The following is a 16,687-nucleotide window of genomic DNA, read 5'->3' as shown; positions in this document are numbered from 1 at the left end:
CAATTGGCCCGTGTGGGCGGCCGGAGGCCTGTGAGAGCAATCCATTTTTCGTTGATGTGATTTGCCAAACGGACTTTGGAGAGTGTCAGAAGGCTTCGACGGTGCCGCGTTCCACGCGGGCGCCGAGCAGGATCTCCGAGGCGCCGATGGCGATGATCGCGAGGCCGACCGTGATCGACAGCGTCGTCATGGACACGAACGGGGCCGCCGCGATCGCGATGCCAGCCACCATCGTGGCCAGTCCGACCAGCTCCTGCCGGCCCGAACCCTGGAACTGATCCGACCACACCGCGACGATCGCCGCCACGATGCCGCGCACCGTCCAGGCCATGCCGACCCACAACGACAGCAGCGCCACCGAATCCCCGCTGCGGAACGACGAGAAGGCCAGGGCCAGTGCGAGGATCGCGCTCGCGACCTCGATCAGTCGCAGTGGGGTGCGGATGTGCGCCCCGAACGCCACGATCAGCTGCACGGCCGCCGTGGCCATCAAGGCCAGCCCGTAGAGGATCGCCGCCACGGTCTCGGATTTGTCGGGCCAGGCGATGAGCACGACACCCAGAATCACCGAACAGCCGCCGGTCGCCACCAGCGACTGCCAAGCCCAGTCGGCGAATACGTCCGTTCGCCCCACGATCCGATTGGCGGGCATTCATTCATGATATGGGCCGAATGCCCAGGTAACTGGACGTTTGGCTGATCGAGGGTCGTCCGGCGCGTCGCAGGACCGCGAGATCGTCGGCCTCGCGTCCGTCTCGCTTGACCTTGCTGCGCGTCAGTCCGGCAGCCAGTGCAGCTCGAGTGCCAGGGTTTGGGCGACGGCACGGATGCGGCGGTGCAGTGGTGACTGCACGCGCGGCAGGACCAAGTGCATCGTCATGGCCGGTGCGCCCCGCAGCGGTCGCCACGTGAGACCGGCCGATTGTGTGATGATCGCGGTTTCACCGGATGGGGCGAGGGTGAGCCCGTCGCGTAGGTCGCGCTGAGACATGTCGAAAGAGACGGCGGGCGTACGGAATCGGGGTTGTGGCCGGGTATCGCGGAACAGTGCGGCCAACTCGTCGTGGATCACCGGGTTGGTCGCACGGTCCGGGAGTCGCAGCGGATACGCGGCCGCATCGGCGATCTCGATCTCCGGGTGTTCGGCCAGCGGATGATGCTGCACCAATTGGACCCCGACGCGCATCTGCCGCAGCAGGTACCGGCGCACGCCACGACCCGGCTGTTCACCGCGGGTGATCCCCGCATCGATGCGGCCGTCGGCGACCGCCGGGGAGATCTCCGGCGTCGCCATCGGGACCGCGCCGACCTCGAGTCCCGGACTGCTGCGAATGAGCCTGTCCACCAGGGCCGGTGCCGTTTCGGCCCCGGCGCTGAGGCTGTATCCGATGCGCAGCGTGCCCAGTTCGCCGGCTCCCGCCTTCCGGGCGATGTCCCAAGCCCGGTCCAGTGCCGCCAGCGCGGGCGGCGCGGACTCCGCCAAAGCCGCACCGGCCGTGGTCAATACGACGCTCCGCGTGCTGCGAACCAGCAGGCTCGTGCCGAGCTCCGCCTCCAATCGTCGCATCCGGGCACTGAGCGCGGGCTGCGCGATTCCGATCCGGGCGGCCGCGCGAGTGAAGTTCAGCTCCTGCGCCAGCACCAGGAAGTACCTCAGGCTCACCGTATCCGGCGCCACGTGCCCTCCCCGTCGATTGATAACGATCCGTTCTGAGTCTATCCCGTACCGCTCTTTCCCTCGACCACACATCAAGCCCTAACCTGCACCTATGACGATTCAAGCGACCGTGGTAGATGCAGGAGGCAGTCATGCATAAATTGGTGGTCCTCTATCCCGAGCCCGTCGACCCCGAGCACTTCCGCGACTACTACGTGACCAAACACCTTCCGCTGGTCGTGCAATGGCCCGGTCTGCTTGCCTGGCGCTACAGCTTCGACGTGGCAGCCGTAAGGGGAGACACGCCGTATTTCGCGGTCTTCGAAGCCGACTTCGCTGACGCTGCCGCCATGGTCGCGGCACAGGAGTCGGAGTACGGCCGACGGGCGAGCGCCGATGTCGTCAACTACGCCACCGGCGGTGTAGTGGTCATCCACTATCCGGTACAGGAAGGCACCGTCTGAGGCAGGACGGTCCGTTCCGGGACGCGTTCGGTCCGGAAGCTATGGGGCGCTGAGGAAGATGCCGCGCACCTGGGTGCCGTCGGCTGCCGACCACAGGGCTTCGACATGGCTGCGGTCGCGTTCCCGGGCCGGGCCCGTATGCAGTCGGCGGTGCAGGCGGATCAGCTCCGCGCCCGCGTTGGCGGAGCGGTCGGAGTCGAAGGCGATATCGGTGTGCGCGTCGGTGTCGATCACGGTGGGCCGGAATCCCGGTGCGGGCGTGAGGATGTCGCCGGGCACCAGATGCACGGTCAGGTCCGGGGTGTCGCTGGCGTTCTGATCCTGCGGGGTGGCCTTGCCCGCGAGCAGATGCGCGGCCTGCTCGATGAACACCGGATCGTGCGCGGCGTCGTAGAACCAGCGCGGGCCCAGCACACCGTGTTCGGCGGTGCCGATCAGCGCATGGTCCAGGCCCTCGACAGGCGCGCCGCGATAGGTCATCGGCATCAGGTACACGACGGGCGCGGCCCCGGCGACATCGGTGACCACGATGAGTTCGATACCGACCGCACCCGCGGGATCGTCGAGGCGGAAGCCGCCCGACTTGATGAGGTCGGGCGCATCACTGCCGATGTACCAGTGCCGCGTGGGCAGCCACCGCGCCAGCAATTCCAGCTTCCCGGGCTTCACGGTCGTCTCGTGGATCTCCGCCATGCCGCTATCCTGCCAGAGCCCGGCCGGATAGCGGCGGAAGTGGTTGCGGCGGTGTGCCATTCAGTCGATCAACGCAGCTTTCGGAAGAAGTCACGCAGATCGCTGATCATCAGATCGGGGACCTCCATCGGCGCAAAATGGCCGCCGCGATCGAACTCCGACCAGTGCACCAGGGTGTTCTGCTGTTCGGCGATGCCACGAATAGTGTTGTTGCCCGGGCACACCGCCACCCCGGTGGGGACGCCGGAATCCGGCAGGCTCGCACCCCACGCCTGGGCTTCCTTGTACAAGCGCATGGACGAACCGGCGGTGTCGGTGAACCACAGCACCGAGAGATTGGTCAGCAGCATGTCGCGATCGATGGCGTCGGTCGGGGTCGCCTTCGCCGGATCTTTGAAGGTGTTCACGACATCCAGCACCCAGGCCGCCAACGCCGCAGGCGAATCGGACATCGCGGGAGCGAGGGTCTGCGGGCGGGTGGAGTGCATACCGGCGTAGCCGGAGGTCTGCTTGCTGTTCCAATCCTTCATGCTCGCCAGCTTCGCCTGATCGTCGGCGCTGAAACCGGATCCGTCGACATCCCAGCCCGGGATGGTGATCGGGTCGTTGAGGTGCACGCCGACTACGTGATCGGTGGCGATGCGACCCAGTTGCGGCGCGATGAACGAGCCGGCGTCACCGCCCTGGGCGCCGTAGCGTTCGTACCCCAGGGCGGCCATCAGCTTCGCGATCAATTCGGCGCTGCGCGAGGTGGCGGCGTCACCGGCACGCCGGGTCGGGCCGGAGAACCCGAATCCGGGCAAGGTCGGGATCACCAGGTGGAATGCGTCTGCCGGGTCGCCGCCGTGCGCCCGCGGGTCCGTAAGCGGACCGATCAGGTCGGTGAAGTCCTCGAAGGGCCAGCCGTGCACCAGCACCAGCGGCAAGGCGCCGGGCTCGGGCGAGCGGACATGCGTGAAATGCAGACTCTGCCCGTCGGTCTCGGTGCGGAACTGCGGATGCGCATTCAGTGCGGCCTCCCGGGACCGCCAGTCGTAGCCGCTCCCCCAGTACTCGCACAGTTCGCGCACATAGGCGGTCGGAATGCCATAGCTCCAGCCCACGTCGGCCAGCTCCGAAGGCCAGCGGGTTTGTGCCAGCCGGGTACGCAGATCCTCGATATCGTTGTCGGAGATGTGGATTCGGAAGGGCTCGAAAACCGTCATGCCCCTACCCTAAGGATCGAGTAGGCCAATTTCTGTCCTACATCGTGGCTCGATCTTCGATCTCCACCAGTCCGAGCATGTCGGTACGCGCCGTTACGGTGAGCTCATGATGTCGGAATGCGGGTCGCGCCTTGGCCGATCGTAGGAACGGCGAGCTGGCGCCGCCGACCGAGAGCACGGTCCGCGGCGAGGATTGGTACGGCCGGGAGCTGAGCGGCGATCAGTACACCCGCGTCGAATTCCTCGATGTCGACATGAGCGAAATCACTACGCGGAATACGGTTTTCACCGAATGCGCCTTTCGCAATGTGAGCTTCGCGCAGGCCGTCCATACCGGTGCCGGCTTTTTGAACTGCACCTTCACCGCCTGCCGGTTCTTCGAGACCGAGTTCACGAGCTGCAAGCTCACCGGCAGCATGTTCGATCGCTGCACGTTCACGCTGCTGAAGGCAACCGGCGGAGACTGGTCGTTCGTCGGTCTACCCGGCGCGGACCTGCGCGGCACCACGTTCTCCGAACTGCGTATGCGCGAGATCGACCTGACCTTCGCCCGCTGCCAGAAGGCTGCGTTCCGGGGCGTGGATCTGTCCGGGGCGTGGCTCAGCAAGGCCGACTTCACCGAAGCCGACCTGCGCGGTAGCGATATCACCGCGCTCGATCCGCTGACCACCACGATCACGCGCGCGATCATCGACCCGGATCAGGCGATCGTGCTCGCGACCGCCCTCGGCGTCCGCGTACTGCCCGCCTGAGGTGATCCCGTCCGTGTCCGGTGCCGACAACGGTTCCGCTCGGTACAACGTTCGTTCTACTCTGTAGGACAAGAGTTTCAGCCGCGACGGAGCGGCACATGTGAAGGGACCGGCATCGTGAGCACTGCCTATCCGCCCGGACCGCCGGTGCCGCGCACCGTACAGACCATCTTCTACGCCCGATGGCGAGGGGCGATGCTGCGGGCGGCGGCCCGGCGCTACGGGGATGTCTTCACCTTGCACCTGGTGCCGCCCTATTCCGAGAACGTCGTCGTGTTCTCGCGGCCCGAGCACATTCGGGAGATCTTCGCCGCCGACCCGGCCGATCTGCATGCTGGGGAGGGTAATCGGCTGCTGGTCAACATCATGGGCGAGCATTCCCTGCTACTCACCGATGAGGACGAGCACGCGCGGGCACGGCGGCTGCTCATGCCGGCGTTCGTGGGTTCCTCGTTGCGCGGGTATCGGTCACTGGTCGACGCCATCGCCAAGGAACATGTGGACCGGTGGGAATCCGGGTCGACCGTGCACACGCTCGACCGGATGAACGAACTGACACTCGATGTCATCATGCAGGTGGTGTTCGGCATGACCGACGAACGCCGCCGCGATCAGCTGGCCCCGCGCCTGCGCCGAATCGTGAACGTCAATCCGATCATGTTCTTCGGCTGGAAGTACCCGTGGCTACAGCAGCGCGGACCGTGGAAACGGTTCGACGACAACCAGAACGCCATCAACGAGCTGCTCTACAGCGAGATCCGGGAGCGGCGAGCGCATCCGGATGTGGACGCGCGCACCGACGTGCTGTCGCGGCTACTGGCGGCCGGGTCCGGGGAAAACCCTACCGACGCACCGCTGTCGGACGCGGAGTTGCGCGATCAGCTGGTGACCTTGCTGCTGGCCGGGCACGAGACCACCGCCTCCGCGCTGTCGTGGGCGTGCCACGAGCTGGCCGCGAACCCGGAGATCCAGGCGCAGGCCCGGCGCGCGGCACACGACGGCGATGAGAAGTACCTCGAGGCGGTGCTCAAGGAGGCCATGCGCCTGCACACCGTGATCGCCGCGACCGGACGGAAACTGACCCGCGACATGACCATCGGCGGCATCGAGCTGCCCAAGGGCACCGTGGTGTCGACCTCGATCCTGCTGGCCCACGAGCGCACGGCGGCGTTCCCCGACGCGCTGACCTTCCGGCCCGAGCGATTCCTGGAAGGCGAGGTCGCGGCGAACACCTGGCTGCCGTTCGGCGGCGGCGTGCGGCGCTGCATCGGGGCCGGGTTCTCGCTCATGGAGGGCACGGCCGTGCTGCGGGAAATCCTGACGCGCTACCGGCTTTCGCTGCCCGCCGGGACCGGCAGCGAGCCGTCGAAGGTCCGCAACATCACGCATATTCCGGCGAACGGTGCGCCCGTGGTGGTGACCGCCGAGACCGTGGTGCCGGTGTAGCGGCCGCTACCCGGTGACCGGGTGCACGTGCAGGGCACAACTGTCTATCGTCACTGTGACAGTGCGGGTATCGGTCGAATTGGGCGGCGTCACCAGCAGATTCGAATACAGTGAGCAGCCGTTGCCATCGGCGTTGAAGGCCAGACCCTCCACCACGGCGGTGGCGGGGTGGCCCGAATCCAGTGTCACCGTGGGCGGTTCGTCGCTGCCCTGCGGCAGGCCGCCCATGAATCCGCGCGGGGTGCGATCCGCGTGCAGCAGCGGACCGCCCGCACCGCTGTCGACGCCGGGGTACCCGGTCAGCGTGCACGGTGCGGAGCCTGCGGCCAGGCTGAATGTGAGTTTGACGCCACGGTGACCGGTGGCCGGGGACATCACTTCACCGGTGACATCAACCTGCCCGCTACCGCAGCCGGCGAGGTCGGCGGTGACCGGAACATGCTGTGCCGCCGGTGAAGTGGCCGACGGGACCGCGCCCGCGATACTGGTCACGCCAGAGGCGGTCGGAACCACGGTCGGTGGGACCGTGGTAGTCGAGGTCGACGAGCAGCCGACCACCGCCAACACCACGGCGCTCACCGCGAAAATTTCGGCATGGACGCGCATTCCCAAACTCCTCCCCGTTCGGAACAACTCAACGGACGCGACCCGGCGTCCCCACTGATCTATCGCCCTGACCGGTCGGAATGTGACCGCGAGCCGCGAACTCCGAGCACTCGGCGCATTCGCTGATGATCGGATGACTGCATTCGGCCAGATGCTCGAGGAACCGATCGGTGGCCTCCAACAGGGTGATTCGCGCCCGCACCTCGGCCCGCCGCTCGGCCAGCATCGCCAGGCGATCGTCGCATTCGCCGATACCGAGCTGCCGGATCTGATCGAGGGACAGTCCGGTGCGCTGCAACTTCTGGATCACCCGCGCGTAATCGAGAATGTGCTCGTTGTAGCTGCGGTGCCCCGACGAGCTGCGCGGCGGGAAGAGCAATCCCATCGACTCCCAATGCCGCAGCACGTGCGTCTCCACGCCGAGCGCGGCGGCGGCGTCACCGATCCTCATGTCCTGGACTGTCGTCACGATTCACCCCTTTACTTCATGTCGACCTTAAGTATTAGCGTTCGGGCATGTCCGAACCAGTACGCAATCCCAGCTTCCTCCAATGCTGTGCCGCGGCAACCAGTTCGATCGCCGGCGTGGTCCGGCCCCGGCCTGTCGACCAGCGGTTTCTGCGGTCCATTACCGATGCGGGGCTGCCGGTGCCCGAGCGCACGGTGCGAGTGCGGGCGCTGGCGCAGACGGCGCGCTCGGTGCCGACCGCGGCCGTGGTCGAGGGTGTCTTCACGCCGCGGCGCATCGGCAGCTCGCTGACCTCGTTCGTGGTGCAGCATCCCGAGGCCACCTTCATCGTCGATCCCAGCTTCTGCCTCGACGCCGAAGAGCGTGCCATCTCGCAACTGGCGCCGCTGCTCCGGCCGGCCGTGCGCCCGCCCGCCGACACCATTCCCACGATCACCGCACTGCAGGCCGAAACCGACCTGCCCGCACTGGACTTCGCGCTGCCGACCCACGCGCATTGGGATCATGTCTGCGGCCTGCTGGATCTACCCGGTCTGCCCGTGCACCTGCACAGCGTCGAAAGGCAGTGGGCCATGGCGGGTCCGGTGGCTCCGGTCGGCGGGGTGCGGGACTCGCTGGTGGATCGGCCGGTGGTCGAATACGACCTCGACGGGCCGCCGGTGCTCACCTTCACCCGCAGTCGTGATCTCTTCGGTGACGGCAGTGTCGTGCTCGTCGACCTCGCGGGGCACACGCCCGGCAGCATCGGCGTGCTCGCCTATACCGCCCGCGGCTGGGTGTTGCTGGCAGGCGATGCGGCCTGGCATGCGCTGCAAGTCGAGAAGGTTCGCCAGAAGTCCGGTTTCCCAGGCATTTTCGTCGACAACGACCGGGAAATGACCTTCAAGACGCTGCATCGGCTGCACCTGGCACAGCGGGTACTGAGAGTTATCCCCACCCATGATCACGATGCGGCATTGCACCTCGCCGCGCCGGGTGCGGAGGCAGCCGAACCGCTACGGTGAGCGCATGGCGATGAGCGTGCGCCCTGCGCAGATGTCCGATGTCCCCGAATTGGCACGAGTATTGGGCATCGCCTTCGCCGATGATCCGATCGTCTCATGGCTGATCCGCGACGATGCCACCCGCGCCCGCCGCACCGCCGACCTATGGACCGTCCAGGCCCGCCACCACTTCATCCCGCTCGGCGGGGTGGAGGTGGTGTGCAACGACGCGAATTCCATTGTGGGCGCGGCACTCTGGGCGCCACCCGGACACTGGCACGCCGACGACGCCGCCACCTACCGGCAATTACCCGGCCTGGTGCGCGCCTTCCGCCACCGCCTGTTCGCCGCAGGCCGGTTCGCCGACCGGATGATGGCCGCCCACCCACGGGAACCGCACTGGTACCTGGCAGTCATCGGCACCCTCCCCGGCGTCCGCGGCCACGGCTACGGCCAAGCCCTACTCAATTCCCGTCTCGACCGCTGCGACGCCGACGGCATCCCTGCCTACCTCGAATCCAGCAAATCCGACAACGTGCCGTACTACCAACGATTCGGCTTCGAGGACAACGGAACCCTCGACGTCACCGAGGGCGGCCCGCCCCTGTGGCCGATGTGGCGCAACCCCCGTTAGGCGGTGTTCGAAAAGCACGTTCACTCGAGGATGCGAGTGAGCAGCCGGGTGAGCGTGTCGCGCTCCTTGGCCGATAAGGCACTCAGGATGTCGTGTTGGACCGCGGTGAGTGTCGTGTCGAGCTCTTCGAGCCGTCGTTGTCCGGCGGCAGTCAGGGTGATCCGGTTGCGGCGGCGGTCATCGGGGTCTGGGGTGCGCGCGACGTGACCGCGCGCTGTCAGCTCATTGAGCATCGTGTTCATGTCGCTTTGGTCGATTCCGCACCGCTGGCCGATCCGCACCTGACTGTCCGGGCCGAATTCGTCGAGCGCGGCGAGGATCGCGAAGTGATGGGCGTGCCCATCGAAACCGGCCATCGTTTCTCCGATGACCCGATGTGCCCGCGCGGCAACCTTGTTGAGCAGCCAGCTCGGTTTGCTGCGCAGGCGAGTCGGCGCTTCGCCCATTTCCATGTGCGCAGTCTAGCCAATCTCTTGGTGCGACCAAGAATCCTTGTTATTCTTGGGTGGACCAAGCTTGGTCGGCCCAAGATATTGGAAGTAGCGCAATGGCACTAACTTTGAACGAAGCCCGGGCGGTCAGCGACCGGGTCCGCGAACACGCCATCGGACTCGGCGCGGCAGTCACGATCGCCATCGTCGACGACGGCGGGCACCTACAGGTTCTCGATCGCATGGATGGTGCATCGCCGATGTCGGCTCGTATCGCCCCGGCGAAAGCCTCCAGCGTTGCGATGTTTCGTCGCGACGGCAACGACCTGATGCGCTTGCAGGAGGCTTTCCCTGCGGTGTTCGCGCAGATAGTCGACGTAGCCGGAACACCCATAGTGGCGGGCGGGGCCGCCCGGCTGATCCGACGCGACGGGGTGGTCGTCGGTGCGATCGCAATCGCCGGAGGGTCGCTCGAGGAGGACGAAAAGTGCGCCGAAGTCGGAGTCGGGAATACCGTTTAGCGGGCGTCGGCCGCGTCGAGCGCCGGGACGAGGGGGGCGAGCGCGGCGCGGAGTAGGTCGGGCAGCGACGCGGTCACGACGACGAAGCCGGCGGACGCAGATGTGGTCGGCTGCAGCCATTGTTCCAGGGCGACGTGGATGGCCGCGGCCACTGCGGCCGCGAGTACCGGGGCGGTGAATTCGCCTGGTGCGTCGAGACGTTCGGCGATCGCGGCGGTCAGCGGCTTCGAGATCGCGGCGGTGTCACCAAGGAACGTCGCACGGAGTGCCGGGTGGGTATTGATCAGCAAGAGGGCGTCACGACGATGCTCACCCGGATCGTCGTACTGCGCCACCACGGCTTCGACGACGGCCTCTGCGAGGCCTACTTCCGTCGGCTGCGCCGCGACCGCCGCGGCGACTCGCTCCTCGCGGTCGGTGGTGACGGCGGCGACGATCGCCTGCTCGCGGCTGGAGAAATAGTTGTTGTAGGTCCGCGGTGAGACACCTGCCGCGTCGGCGATGTCTTCGACACGCACGTTGTCCGGTCCATGTTCGAGGGCCAGGCGCAGTGCGGCTTCCCGCAGCGCCTCGCGCGTGGCTTGCTTCTTGCGCTCGCGCAATCCTGCCGGTCTCGGTGTCACGCTCCGATCTTGCCACATAAAATGCGCATACGCAATATTGCGTACACGCATGTTTTCGCGCTAGCGTGGCGTCGACCGACCAGATCGACGAAAGGACCATGCACATGCGAGCCAAGGGGATGACCTATGACACGGGTTTTCTGTCCAATGGCCAGGCATCGAGGACGGACTTCGACCCCGAGACTGTCCGGCGCGAGCTGACCATCATCCGAGATGATCTGCACTGCAATGCCGTTCAGATCGTGGGAGGCGATGCCGATCGGCTGGAACTGGCGGCTCGATTCGCCGCCGAACTAGGGCTCGAGGTGTGGTTCTCGCCCTATCCGCTGGAACTGTCGAACACCGAGATCCTGTCGCTGTTCGCCGACTGCGCGCGCCGGGCCGAGCGGCTGCGGCAGGCCGGGGCCGAGGTCGTATTCGTGACCGGCGTCGAGCTGAGCCTGATGAATCCGGAATTCCTGCCCGGCGACACCGTGTGGGAGCGGCTCGAGTCTCTGCTCGGCGACCCGTATGCCCGCAACGAGCGCGTCGGCGAGCTGGTCGCGCGGCTCAACGCCTTCCTGGCCGAAGCAGTTACCGTCGTCCGTGCGCACTTCGGCGGCAAACTCACCTACTGCGCCATCCCTTTCGAACGCATCGACTGGACACCGTTCGACATCATGTCGATCGAACTCATCCGCTCCGCCGAAGTAGCCGACCAGTTCCCCGCGGGTGTACGCGACCTGGTCGCACAGGGAAAACCGTTGGCCATCACCGGTTTCGGCACGGCCACCTGGCGCGGCGCGGCCGACATCGCGCCCCGCAGCAATGAGATCGTCGAATACGACCCCGCCACCGGCGCTGCGATCCGGTTGAACGGCGACTACGCCCGCGACGAGGCCGGCCAGGCCGCCTACCTCAGCGAACTACTCGAAATCTTCGACAATGCAGGCGTAGACAGCACTTTCGTGTTCCTGTTCGCATTGCACAGTCACCCCCACCGCCCCGACGGCGACCCCCGCGACGACCTCGACCGTGCCAGCCTGGGCATCGTCAAGGTGCTCGAAGACCGCCACGGCACCGCCTACCCGGACATGACGTGGGAACCCAAGACAGCGTTCACCGCCGTCGCCGCCCGCTACAACGGGGATGCGGACCAGTGATCAAAACCGTGTTCAACGCAGAATCCACCGCCACCGAAGTGGTCGCCGGTACCGACTTGTCCGGCAAGCGGATCATCGTCACCGGCGGCGCGTCCGGCATCGGCGCCGAGACCGCCCGCGTGCTGGCGAGCGCGGGTGCCACGGTCACCCTCACAGCCCGTACACTCGCCGCCGCCGAAGCAGCCACACAGGAAATCACCGCTGCCACCGGCAATTATGTGCAGGCCGCAGCGGTCGAACTCACCGATCCGACGTCGATCGAGGCATTCGCGCAGCAGTGGCGCGGGCCGTTGGACGTCCTGATCAACAACGCCGGAGTGATGATGCCACCGGATCCCCGCACCACCCTCGGCTGGGACTCGCAGTTCGCCGCCAATCACCTCGGCCATGCGGCATTGACCATCGCGCTGCACGATGCGCTGGCGGAATCGAGTGCCGCACGCATCATCTCGGTGTCCTCGAGTGCACACCTACTGTCCGATATCCAGTGGGACGATCTCCATTTCCAGCGCACGCCCTACAACCCGCTGGTCGCCTACGCGCAGTCCAAGACCGCGAACACGCTGTTCGCAGTGGCGGCCAGCCAGCGCTGGTCGGCCGAAGGCATCACCGCGAACGCCGTGCACCCGGGCGTCATCCCGGCCACCGGCCTGCAGCGCCATGTGGCGGCAATCGCCCCGAGCGCTGCCCAGATTCAGAGCTCCGCGCAGGTCGCATCCGTTCAGACCAAAACTCCCGAACAAGGTGCCGCCACCACGGTCCTCGTCGCCACCTCACCCCTGCTCGACGGTGTGGGCGGCCGCTACTTCGAGGACTGCAGAGAAGCCGAACCCAATGTGCCGGGCGAGCGCAGCGGCTACGCCCCGTGGGCCCTCGACGCCGACGCCGCCGAGCGACTCTGGCAAGTCACCGAAGAACACCTGCAGGTGCTGCTGCACTGACCGGACCCCTGGCGAAACCGCCAGGGGCAGCACCGATCTACTGTTTTCGCGCCAGGCCGCCGACCACGAGTTCTTCCCAGATGGTGAGGTCGGGCTTGTCGGGGTCGGCGTCGGTGGGGTCGACGTGCCATTGGGCACAGGGCCGCAGACCCTCGGGGTCGAGGGTGAGAGTGCCGAAGCAGGAAACGATTTCGGCGTCGGTGCGGAAACGGCCGCGGCCGAAGGCTTCGAGGATCTTGTTCGCGGTGGCGACCGCCTGCCGGGTGGTGCCGGTGCGGAAATGCGAGAGGTACACCTGGCTCGCGTCGGCCATTCGGTCGGTCCAGTGCTGGACCACACTCGCCGGATCCTCTTCGTCATTGACGAAGCTCAGCGTGATGCCGAAGAGGATGCCGACCGGCTCGTCGAAGTTGATCAGCCGCTGCACATCGGCGTGCTTCTCGATGCTGCCGGGGTCGCGAATATCGGCCTCCACCACCGCAATCGACTCATCCACCGCGAGCAGTGCGCGACCGTGCGCGACCACGAACGGGTCATCGTCCACATAGATCACGCGGCCATCCGGATGCGTCTGCCGCAAGACCTGGTGCACATTGACGCTCGCCGGCAGCCCGCAGCCCATATCGATCACCTGGCGGATACCCGACTCGGCCATCAACCGGGTGGCACGCAGCACCGCATCCCGGTTGGTGATGGCCAGCATCTCGGACCCGGGAAGATCTTCGATGAAGTAATCACCCAGATCCTTGTCGACACCGTAGTTATCGCGCCCGCCGAGCACATAACTGTACACGCGTGCCACACTCGGCCGAGACTGCCGCTGCCGCATGGCGTTGATGTTCAAGTCGCACACACCCCTCTTTCCACACCGACGATACCGCTACCCACCAGGAAATCTTCGGTGATCACGATGATCACCGCCACCCGGCCGATATGACGAATCGGGCCTAATTCGTGGCGGTCGTGGTGGGGGCCGCGACGGTGGTCGTGGGTGCCACCGTGGTGGTTGTCGGTGCGGGAGCGGCGGTTTGGGTGGTAGTCACCGGCGCCGTGGTTCCGGTATCGGTGGTTGTGGGTGCCACCGTCGTGGTGGTCGTGGTGGTCGGTGCCACCGTGGTGGTAGTGGCCGGGATCGGATCCGGGCAGTGACCCAACTGGTCACCGAGAGTGTTGATCTCGGCGTTCGAGCGCGGGTCCCCGGCATAGTTGATCTGATCGGTGCACTTCACCGGGGTGGGAGCGGGCGTGCCCGGATCCTGGGCAGGTCCGGGCTGATCCCCCGCCGGGTTCGGCTGCTGAGGGTTGTTCCCGCCCTGCGTATTTCCGCCCTGGTACGGCTGCGACCCCGGGTTGCCGCCGCCGGGCTGCACCGCGGGTGAACTTGTCACGGACGCACCGGGACTCGTCGTGGCCGCCACCGTGGTGGTCGCGGAGATCTTCGCCGTCACGTTCGACTTGCCCGAGTCGCTCGAACAGCCCGCCGCCAGCACGACAATCGGGGCCATCAGCAATACCGCGACACGAGTAACCACCTGAAGGCGCGCGCGCCCTTCCGCCACAGCGGACATTCAATCCTCCTGAGCGTGCAGCCCCAGCCCCGACTCATCGGCTGCACCACAACAACTTTCGCCGATTCACCACAGAACCGGTCGACACGAATTCAGGGGGATGAACACCCCCTGTCGGAACACTAAGGCTCGGACAGGGGGGAAGTCATCGGCGTCGACGCCCCTAGTTCTGGGGGCCGCTTATCGATCGAGGAGGAATGCTTATCGATCTGGTCGCGCTCAGTGACTCGCGGTGGTGGTCGTGACGCGTTGCGCCAAGAGCGCATCCAGTTGTTGTTCGGCTCGTTCGGCGCGGGCGAGAGTTTGAGCGCGAGCATCATCGAGGGTGGCCAGGCGCTCGGCTGCCTCCTGACGCGCCTTGTCGAGCGCGGCTGCCGAGTCTTTCCGCACGTCGGCCAGATCGGCGGCGGCCTGCCGGCGCGCCTCGGCGCTCTCGGTGCGGACTCGATCCAGGTCGGTTCGCGCCTGCTTGAGTTCCTCGCGGGTTTCAGCGACCACCTGGTTACGTTCCGCGACTGCGGTTTCCGCGCGCTCGATGGCGCGCTCGGCATCCGCCGCCCGCTGGACGGCAAGGTCGCGTTCCGCGCCCGCGGCGGTGATGCGCTGCCCCGAATCGCGACGGACCTGCTCGATCTCGGCCGCAGCCTTGGCGCGGGCCAGTTCGATATCCTCGCCGGCCTGCTGCCGGGCACGTTCGACGTCGTCCGCGGTTTCCCTGCGCACCGTGCGGATCTCGGCCTCCGCGTCCGCGCGTGCGGCGAAGACATCATCGGCGGCCTGCTTGGTGACATGCTCAACCTCTTTGAGCGCGTGATCGCGGGCAGCAAGCGCCTCCGCGATCCGAGCCTCCGCCTCTTCGGCGGCCAAGGCCGCATCCTCGGCCGCCGATTCCGCTGCCGCCCTGGCCTCCTCGGCCTCCCGCCGCTTCTGCTCGGCAGCCACGGTGGCCATCTCCGCCTCCGCAATCCGCCGCGCGGCATCCGCCTGCACCGCCTGGACCTGCGCCTCCGCCACCGCCGGATCCGCCAGCGTAGACAACTCCGCCACCGCGGCAGTCAACGTATTCCCCAGCTGATCGGTCAAAATCCGAAACTGCCCAAGCAGCTCATCCGCCCGCAGCCGAGCCACAGTCACCGGACCCTGTTGCGTCACAGTGACGTTCGCAACCGAGGTTTCCCCCTCCGCCTGTTGCTGCCGCTGCCGCTCCCGCCACGCCCTCCACCGCGTGTGGTCCGGGTGCTCACAGTATTCCGACGGCCGCCCCGGCCCTCCGGCGCGAGTAATCGGTTTGATACAGCCCGGGTAGTTACAGATGCTCGACACCGGAGAATCGTAGCGTTGGTTCCGTTATTTCCAACGCAACAACACGAAACGAAACCCCCACCGCCCCAAATCAACTCATTCCCACCTGACCCCCGATAAGTGAACGTTATCGGCGGTCAGCCAGCCCGCTTCTCCCCCGGCACGTCGGATTAATTCCGTTTCCGTTTGGTCGCACACAACGCAACGGAACTATGACGAAACCCATCAAAAACTAGGCACCCCTTCTCAGTTCATGAGAAGGGGTGCCTGTGGGGGTCTCACTTGAAGTGCTGGCCGCCGTCAGTCGGTCAGGACCGGAGTGAGATCGACACCAGCCGGGGGTCGGATGCGACGGAACGTGCCGTCGAAGGCAGTGACATAGAGGGCCCAGCTGTCACCGTCCCGGCCGATGCGGACCGACGACGGGCCGGTCCAGCCCCAGGAGATGCCGGTCGCGATCGAGCAGGTGGCGCCGGTCGCCGGGTCGAAACGGTCGATCGAGCCGCTGATATGGGCTGCTACGTACAGGATTCCGGTCTGGGTCATGGTGAGGTCGTCGTCGCCGGGGGCGATGCCGCCGATCCGGCCCGCGATGGTCCAACGGCCGGGATCGGCGAGCGGGATGCGGTAGATCTGACCGGTGAACAGGTCGTCGGTGTAGACCGTGGTGCCGTCGGGGCTCAGCGCCAGTCCTTCGGAGCGGGGAACCGGGCTCCAATCAGGTTGCACCACACCGGTGTCGTGGTGGTAGGCGCTGACACCGGTCGGCGGAGTGCCCTCGGTGCCTATCCAGGTGGCCAGCATGTCCCCATTCGGCAACCGCAGCAGGCCGTTGCCGCTGAGATCGGTCACGTGGGTCACCGCGCCGGTCGCCGTGTCCAGCGCGTGCACGCCTACGGCACCGTCGGCCATGCCGCCGCCCCCGACATACAACGTGCTGCCGTCCCGCTGCAACCCGCCCGGTCCGGAACTGAAATCGTCGCGCACGACAATGACAGTGCCAACAGCGTCGATGTCGAACAGCTTGTGCGCTTCCAAACCGGAGACGAAGAACCCACCATTCCCATCGCTTTCGAGATTCTCCAGGTTGCCCAGCCCCTGCGCCAGGGTGTCCATCCGCCAGCCGTCGCACTCGGAAGCCGGGGCGGCCTGCGCAACCGCGCCCGACACCATCCCCACCAGCACCGCAGCAGCCATCCCGGCAGCACCGAATCGCGTGCTCATCGATCGCATACGGCACACCCTATTGA

Annotated in this window: 20 protein-coding genes; 8 read left to right on the top strand and 12 right to left on the bottom strand. The window is 66.5% G+C overall.

From position 1 onward, the window contains the following. Nucleotides 1–85 precede the first annotated feature (85 nt). Together ACFXHA_RS01045 and ACFXHA_RS01040 are read right to left on the bottom strand one after the other, a co-directional pair. Nucleotides 86–652: a DUF308 domain-containing protein gene (locus ACFXHA_RS01045; RefSeq protein ID WP_379351964.1), complete on the bottom strand. Its 567-nt coding sequence runs from the start codon at nucleotides 650–652 to the stop codon at nucleotides 86–88. A 123-nt stretch (nucleotides 653–775) separates the two neighbouring features. Further along, nucleotides 776–1,678: a LysR family transcriptional regulator gene (locus tag ACFXHA_RS01040; RefSeq protein ID WP_379351963.1), complete on the bottom strand. Its 903-nt coding sequence runs from the start codon at nucleotides 1,676–1,678 to the stop codon at nucleotides 776–778. A 131-nt stretch (nucleotides 1,679–1,809) separates the two neighbouring features. Between ACFXHA_RS01040 and ACFXHA_RS01035 the strand changes: the two genes are divergently transcribed. Continuing rightward, a complete protein-coding gene (locus ACFXHA_RS01035; protein ID WP_379351962.1) occupies nucleotides 1,810–2,121 on the top strand; it encodes an EthD family reductase in 312 nt (103 codons plus the stop codon). 39 nt (nucleotides 2,122–2,160) lie between these two features. Here the strand turns inward: ACFXHA_RS01035 and ACFXHA_RS01030 are convergent, their stop codons facing one another. Further along, on the bottom strand, nucleotides 2,161–2,814 hold the full coding sequence (locus ACFXHA_RS01030) for a 1,4-alpha-glucan branching protein (RefSeq protein ID WP_379351961.1): 654 nt from the start codon (nucleotides 2,812–2,814) through the stop codon (nucleotides 2,161–2,163). Nucleotides 2,815–2,882: 68 nt separating this feature from the next. Beyond that, nucleotides 2,883–4,019, bottom strand: coding sequence for an epoxide hydrolase family protein (locus ACFXHA_RS01025; RefSeq protein ID WP_379351960.1), 1,137 nt, complete (start codon nucleotides 4,017–4,019; stop codon nucleotides 2,883–2,885). 131 nt (nucleotides 4,020–4,150) lie between these two features. Between ACFXHA_RS01025 and ACFXHA_RS01020 the strand changes: the two genes are divergently transcribed. Continuing rightward, nucleotides 4,151–4,771 (top strand): pentapeptide repeat-containing protein, encoded by a 621-nt coding sequence (locus ACFXHA_RS01020; protein ID WP_379351959.1) that lies wholly within the window; start codon nucleotides 4,151–4,153, stop codon nucleotides 4,769–4,771. 117 nt (nucleotides 4,772–4,888) lie between these two features. Then, the gene (locus ACFXHA_RS01015; RefSeq protein ID WP_379351958.1) at nucleotides 4,889–6,217 is read left to right on the top strand and encodes a cytochrome P450; all 1,329 of its coding nucleotides are present in this window, start codon (nucleotides 4,889–4,891) and stop codon (nucleotides 6,215–6,217) included. Between the two features lie 6 nt (nucleotides 6,218–6,223). Here the strand turns inward: ACFXHA_RS01015 and ACFXHA_RS01010 are convergent, their stop codons facing one another. Beyond that, the gene (locus ACFXHA_RS01010; protein WP_379351957.1) at nucleotides 6,224–6,823 is read right to left on the bottom strand and encodes a DUF4232 domain-containing protein; all 600 of its coding nucleotides are present in this window, start codon (nucleotides 6,821–6,823) and stop codon (nucleotides 6,224–6,226) included. 28 nt (nucleotides 6,824–6,851) lie between these two features. Next, nucleotides 6,852–7,292 (bottom strand): MerR family transcriptional regulator, encoded by a 441-nt coding sequence (locus ACFXHA_RS01005; protein ID WP_379351956.1) that lies wholly within the window; start codon nucleotides 7,290–7,292, stop codon nucleotides 6,852–6,854. A gap of 47 nt (nucleotides 7,293–7,339) precedes the next feature. Here ACFXHA_RS01005 and ACFXHA_RS01000 point away from each other — a divergent pair, with 47 nt between their 5' ends. Together ACFXHA_RS01000 and ACFXHA_RS00995 are read left to right on the top strand one after the other, a co-directional pair. Then, the gene (locus tag ACFXHA_RS01000; protein ID WP_379351955.1) at nucleotides 7,340–8,296 is read left to right on the top strand and encodes an MBL fold metallo-hydrolase; all 957 of its coding nucleotides are present in this window, start codon (nucleotides 7,340–7,342) and stop codon (nucleotides 8,294–8,296) included. Between the two features lie 4 nt (nucleotides 8,297–8,300). Continuing rightward, complete coding sequence (locus tag ACFXHA_RS00995) at nucleotides 8,301–8,909, top strand: GNAT family N-acetyltransferase (protein WP_379351954.1); 609 nt, start codon at nucleotides 8,301–8,303, stop codon at nucleotides 8,907–8,909. 20 nt (nucleotides 8,910–8,929) lie between these two features. Here the strand turns inward: ACFXHA_RS00995 and ACFXHA_RS00990 are convergent, their stop codons facing one another. Continuing rightward, nucleotides 8,930–9,355, bottom strand: a complete 426-nt coding sequence (locus tag ACFXHA_RS00990) for a MarR family winged helix-turn-helix transcriptional regulator (RefSeq protein ID WP_379351953.1) — start codon at nucleotides 9,353–9,355, stop codon at nucleotides 8,930–8,932. A 59-nt stretch (nucleotides 9,356–9,414) separates the two neighbouring features. Here ACFXHA_RS00990 and ACFXHA_RS00985 point away from each other — a divergent pair, with 59 nt between their 5' ends. Beyond that, nucleotides 9,415–9,861 carry a heme-binding protein gene (locus tag ACFXHA_RS00985; RefSeq protein ID WP_379351952.1) on the top strand — a complete coding sequence of 149 codons (447 nt, stop codon included), beginning with the start codon at nucleotides 9,415–9,417 and terminating at the stop codon, nucleotides 9,859–9,861. Here ACFXHA_RS00985 and ACFXHA_RS00980 read toward each other — a convergent pair. Beyond that, nucleotides 9,858–10,484 (bottom strand): TetR/AcrR family transcriptional regulator, encoded by a 627-nt coding sequence (locus ACFXHA_RS00980; protein ID WP_379351951.1) that lies wholly within the window; start codon nucleotides 10,482–10,484, stop codon nucleotides 9,858–9,860. The genes ACFXHA_RS00985 and ACFXHA_RS00980 overlap by 4 nt on opposite strands. A 104-nt stretch (nucleotides 10,485–10,588) precedes the next feature. Between ACFXHA_RS00980 and ACFXHA_RS00975 the strand changes: the two genes are divergently transcribed. Then, nucleotides 10,589–11,626 carry a hypothetical protein gene (locus ACFXHA_RS00975; RefSeq protein WP_379351950.1) on the top strand — a complete coding sequence of 346 codons (1,038 nt, stop codon included), beginning with the start codon at nucleotides 10,589–10,591 and terminating at the stop codon, nucleotides 11,624–11,626. After that, nucleotides 11,623–12,567: an SDR family NAD(P)-dependent oxidoreductase gene (locus ACFXHA_RS00970; protein ID WP_379351949.1), complete on the top strand. Its 945-nt coding sequence runs from the start codon at nucleotides 11,623–11,625 to the stop codon at nucleotides 12,565–12,567. Before ACFXHA_RS00975 ends, ACFXHA_RS00970 begins: the two co-directional genes overlap by 4 nt. 37 nt (nucleotides 12,568–12,604) lie before the next feature. Here the strand turns inward: ACFXHA_RS00970 and ACFXHA_RS00965 are convergent, their stop codons facing one another. The 4 genes from ACFXHA_RS00965 to ACFXHA_RS00950 all read right to left on the bottom strand — a co-directional run bounded on the left by ACFXHA_RS00965 (nucleotide 12,605) and on the right by ACFXHA_RS00950 (nucleotide 16,661). Continuing rightward, nucleotides 12,605–13,420, bottom strand: coding sequence for an SAM-dependent methyltransferase (locus ACFXHA_RS00965; protein WP_379351948.1), 816 nt, complete (start codon nucleotides 13,418–13,420; stop codon nucleotides 12,605–12,607). A 94-nt stretch (nucleotides 13,421–13,514) separates the two neighbouring features. Next, nucleotides 13,515–14,135: a hypothetical protein gene (locus ACFXHA_RS00960; protein WP_379351947.1), complete on the bottom strand. Its 621-nt coding sequence runs from the start codon at nucleotides 14,133–14,135 to the stop codon at nucleotides 13,515–13,517. A gap of 219 nt (nucleotides 14,136–14,354) precedes the next feature. After that, nucleotides 14,355–15,218 (bottom strand): hypothetical protein, encoded by an 864-nt coding sequence (locus tag ACFXHA_RS00955; protein ID WP_379351946.1) that lies wholly within the window; start codon nucleotides 15,216–15,218, stop codon nucleotides 14,355–14,357. 519 nt (nucleotides 15,219–15,737) lie between these two features. Continuing rightward, complete coding sequence (locus ACFXHA_RS00950; RefSeq protein WP_379351945.1) at nucleotides 15,738–16,661, bottom strand: SMP-30/gluconolactonase/LRE family protein; 924 nt, start codon at nucleotides 16,659–16,661, stop codon at nucleotides 15,738–15,740. Nucleotides 16,662–16,687 lie beyond the last annotated feature (26 nt).

This window comes from Nocardia sp. NPDC059240, from assembly GCF_042753865.1.
Taxonomy (GTDB): Bacteria; Actinomycetota; Actinomycetes; order Mycobacteriales; family Mycobacteriaceae; genus Nocardia.
This window is presented reverse-complemented; position numbering and strand designations above follow the sequence as displayed.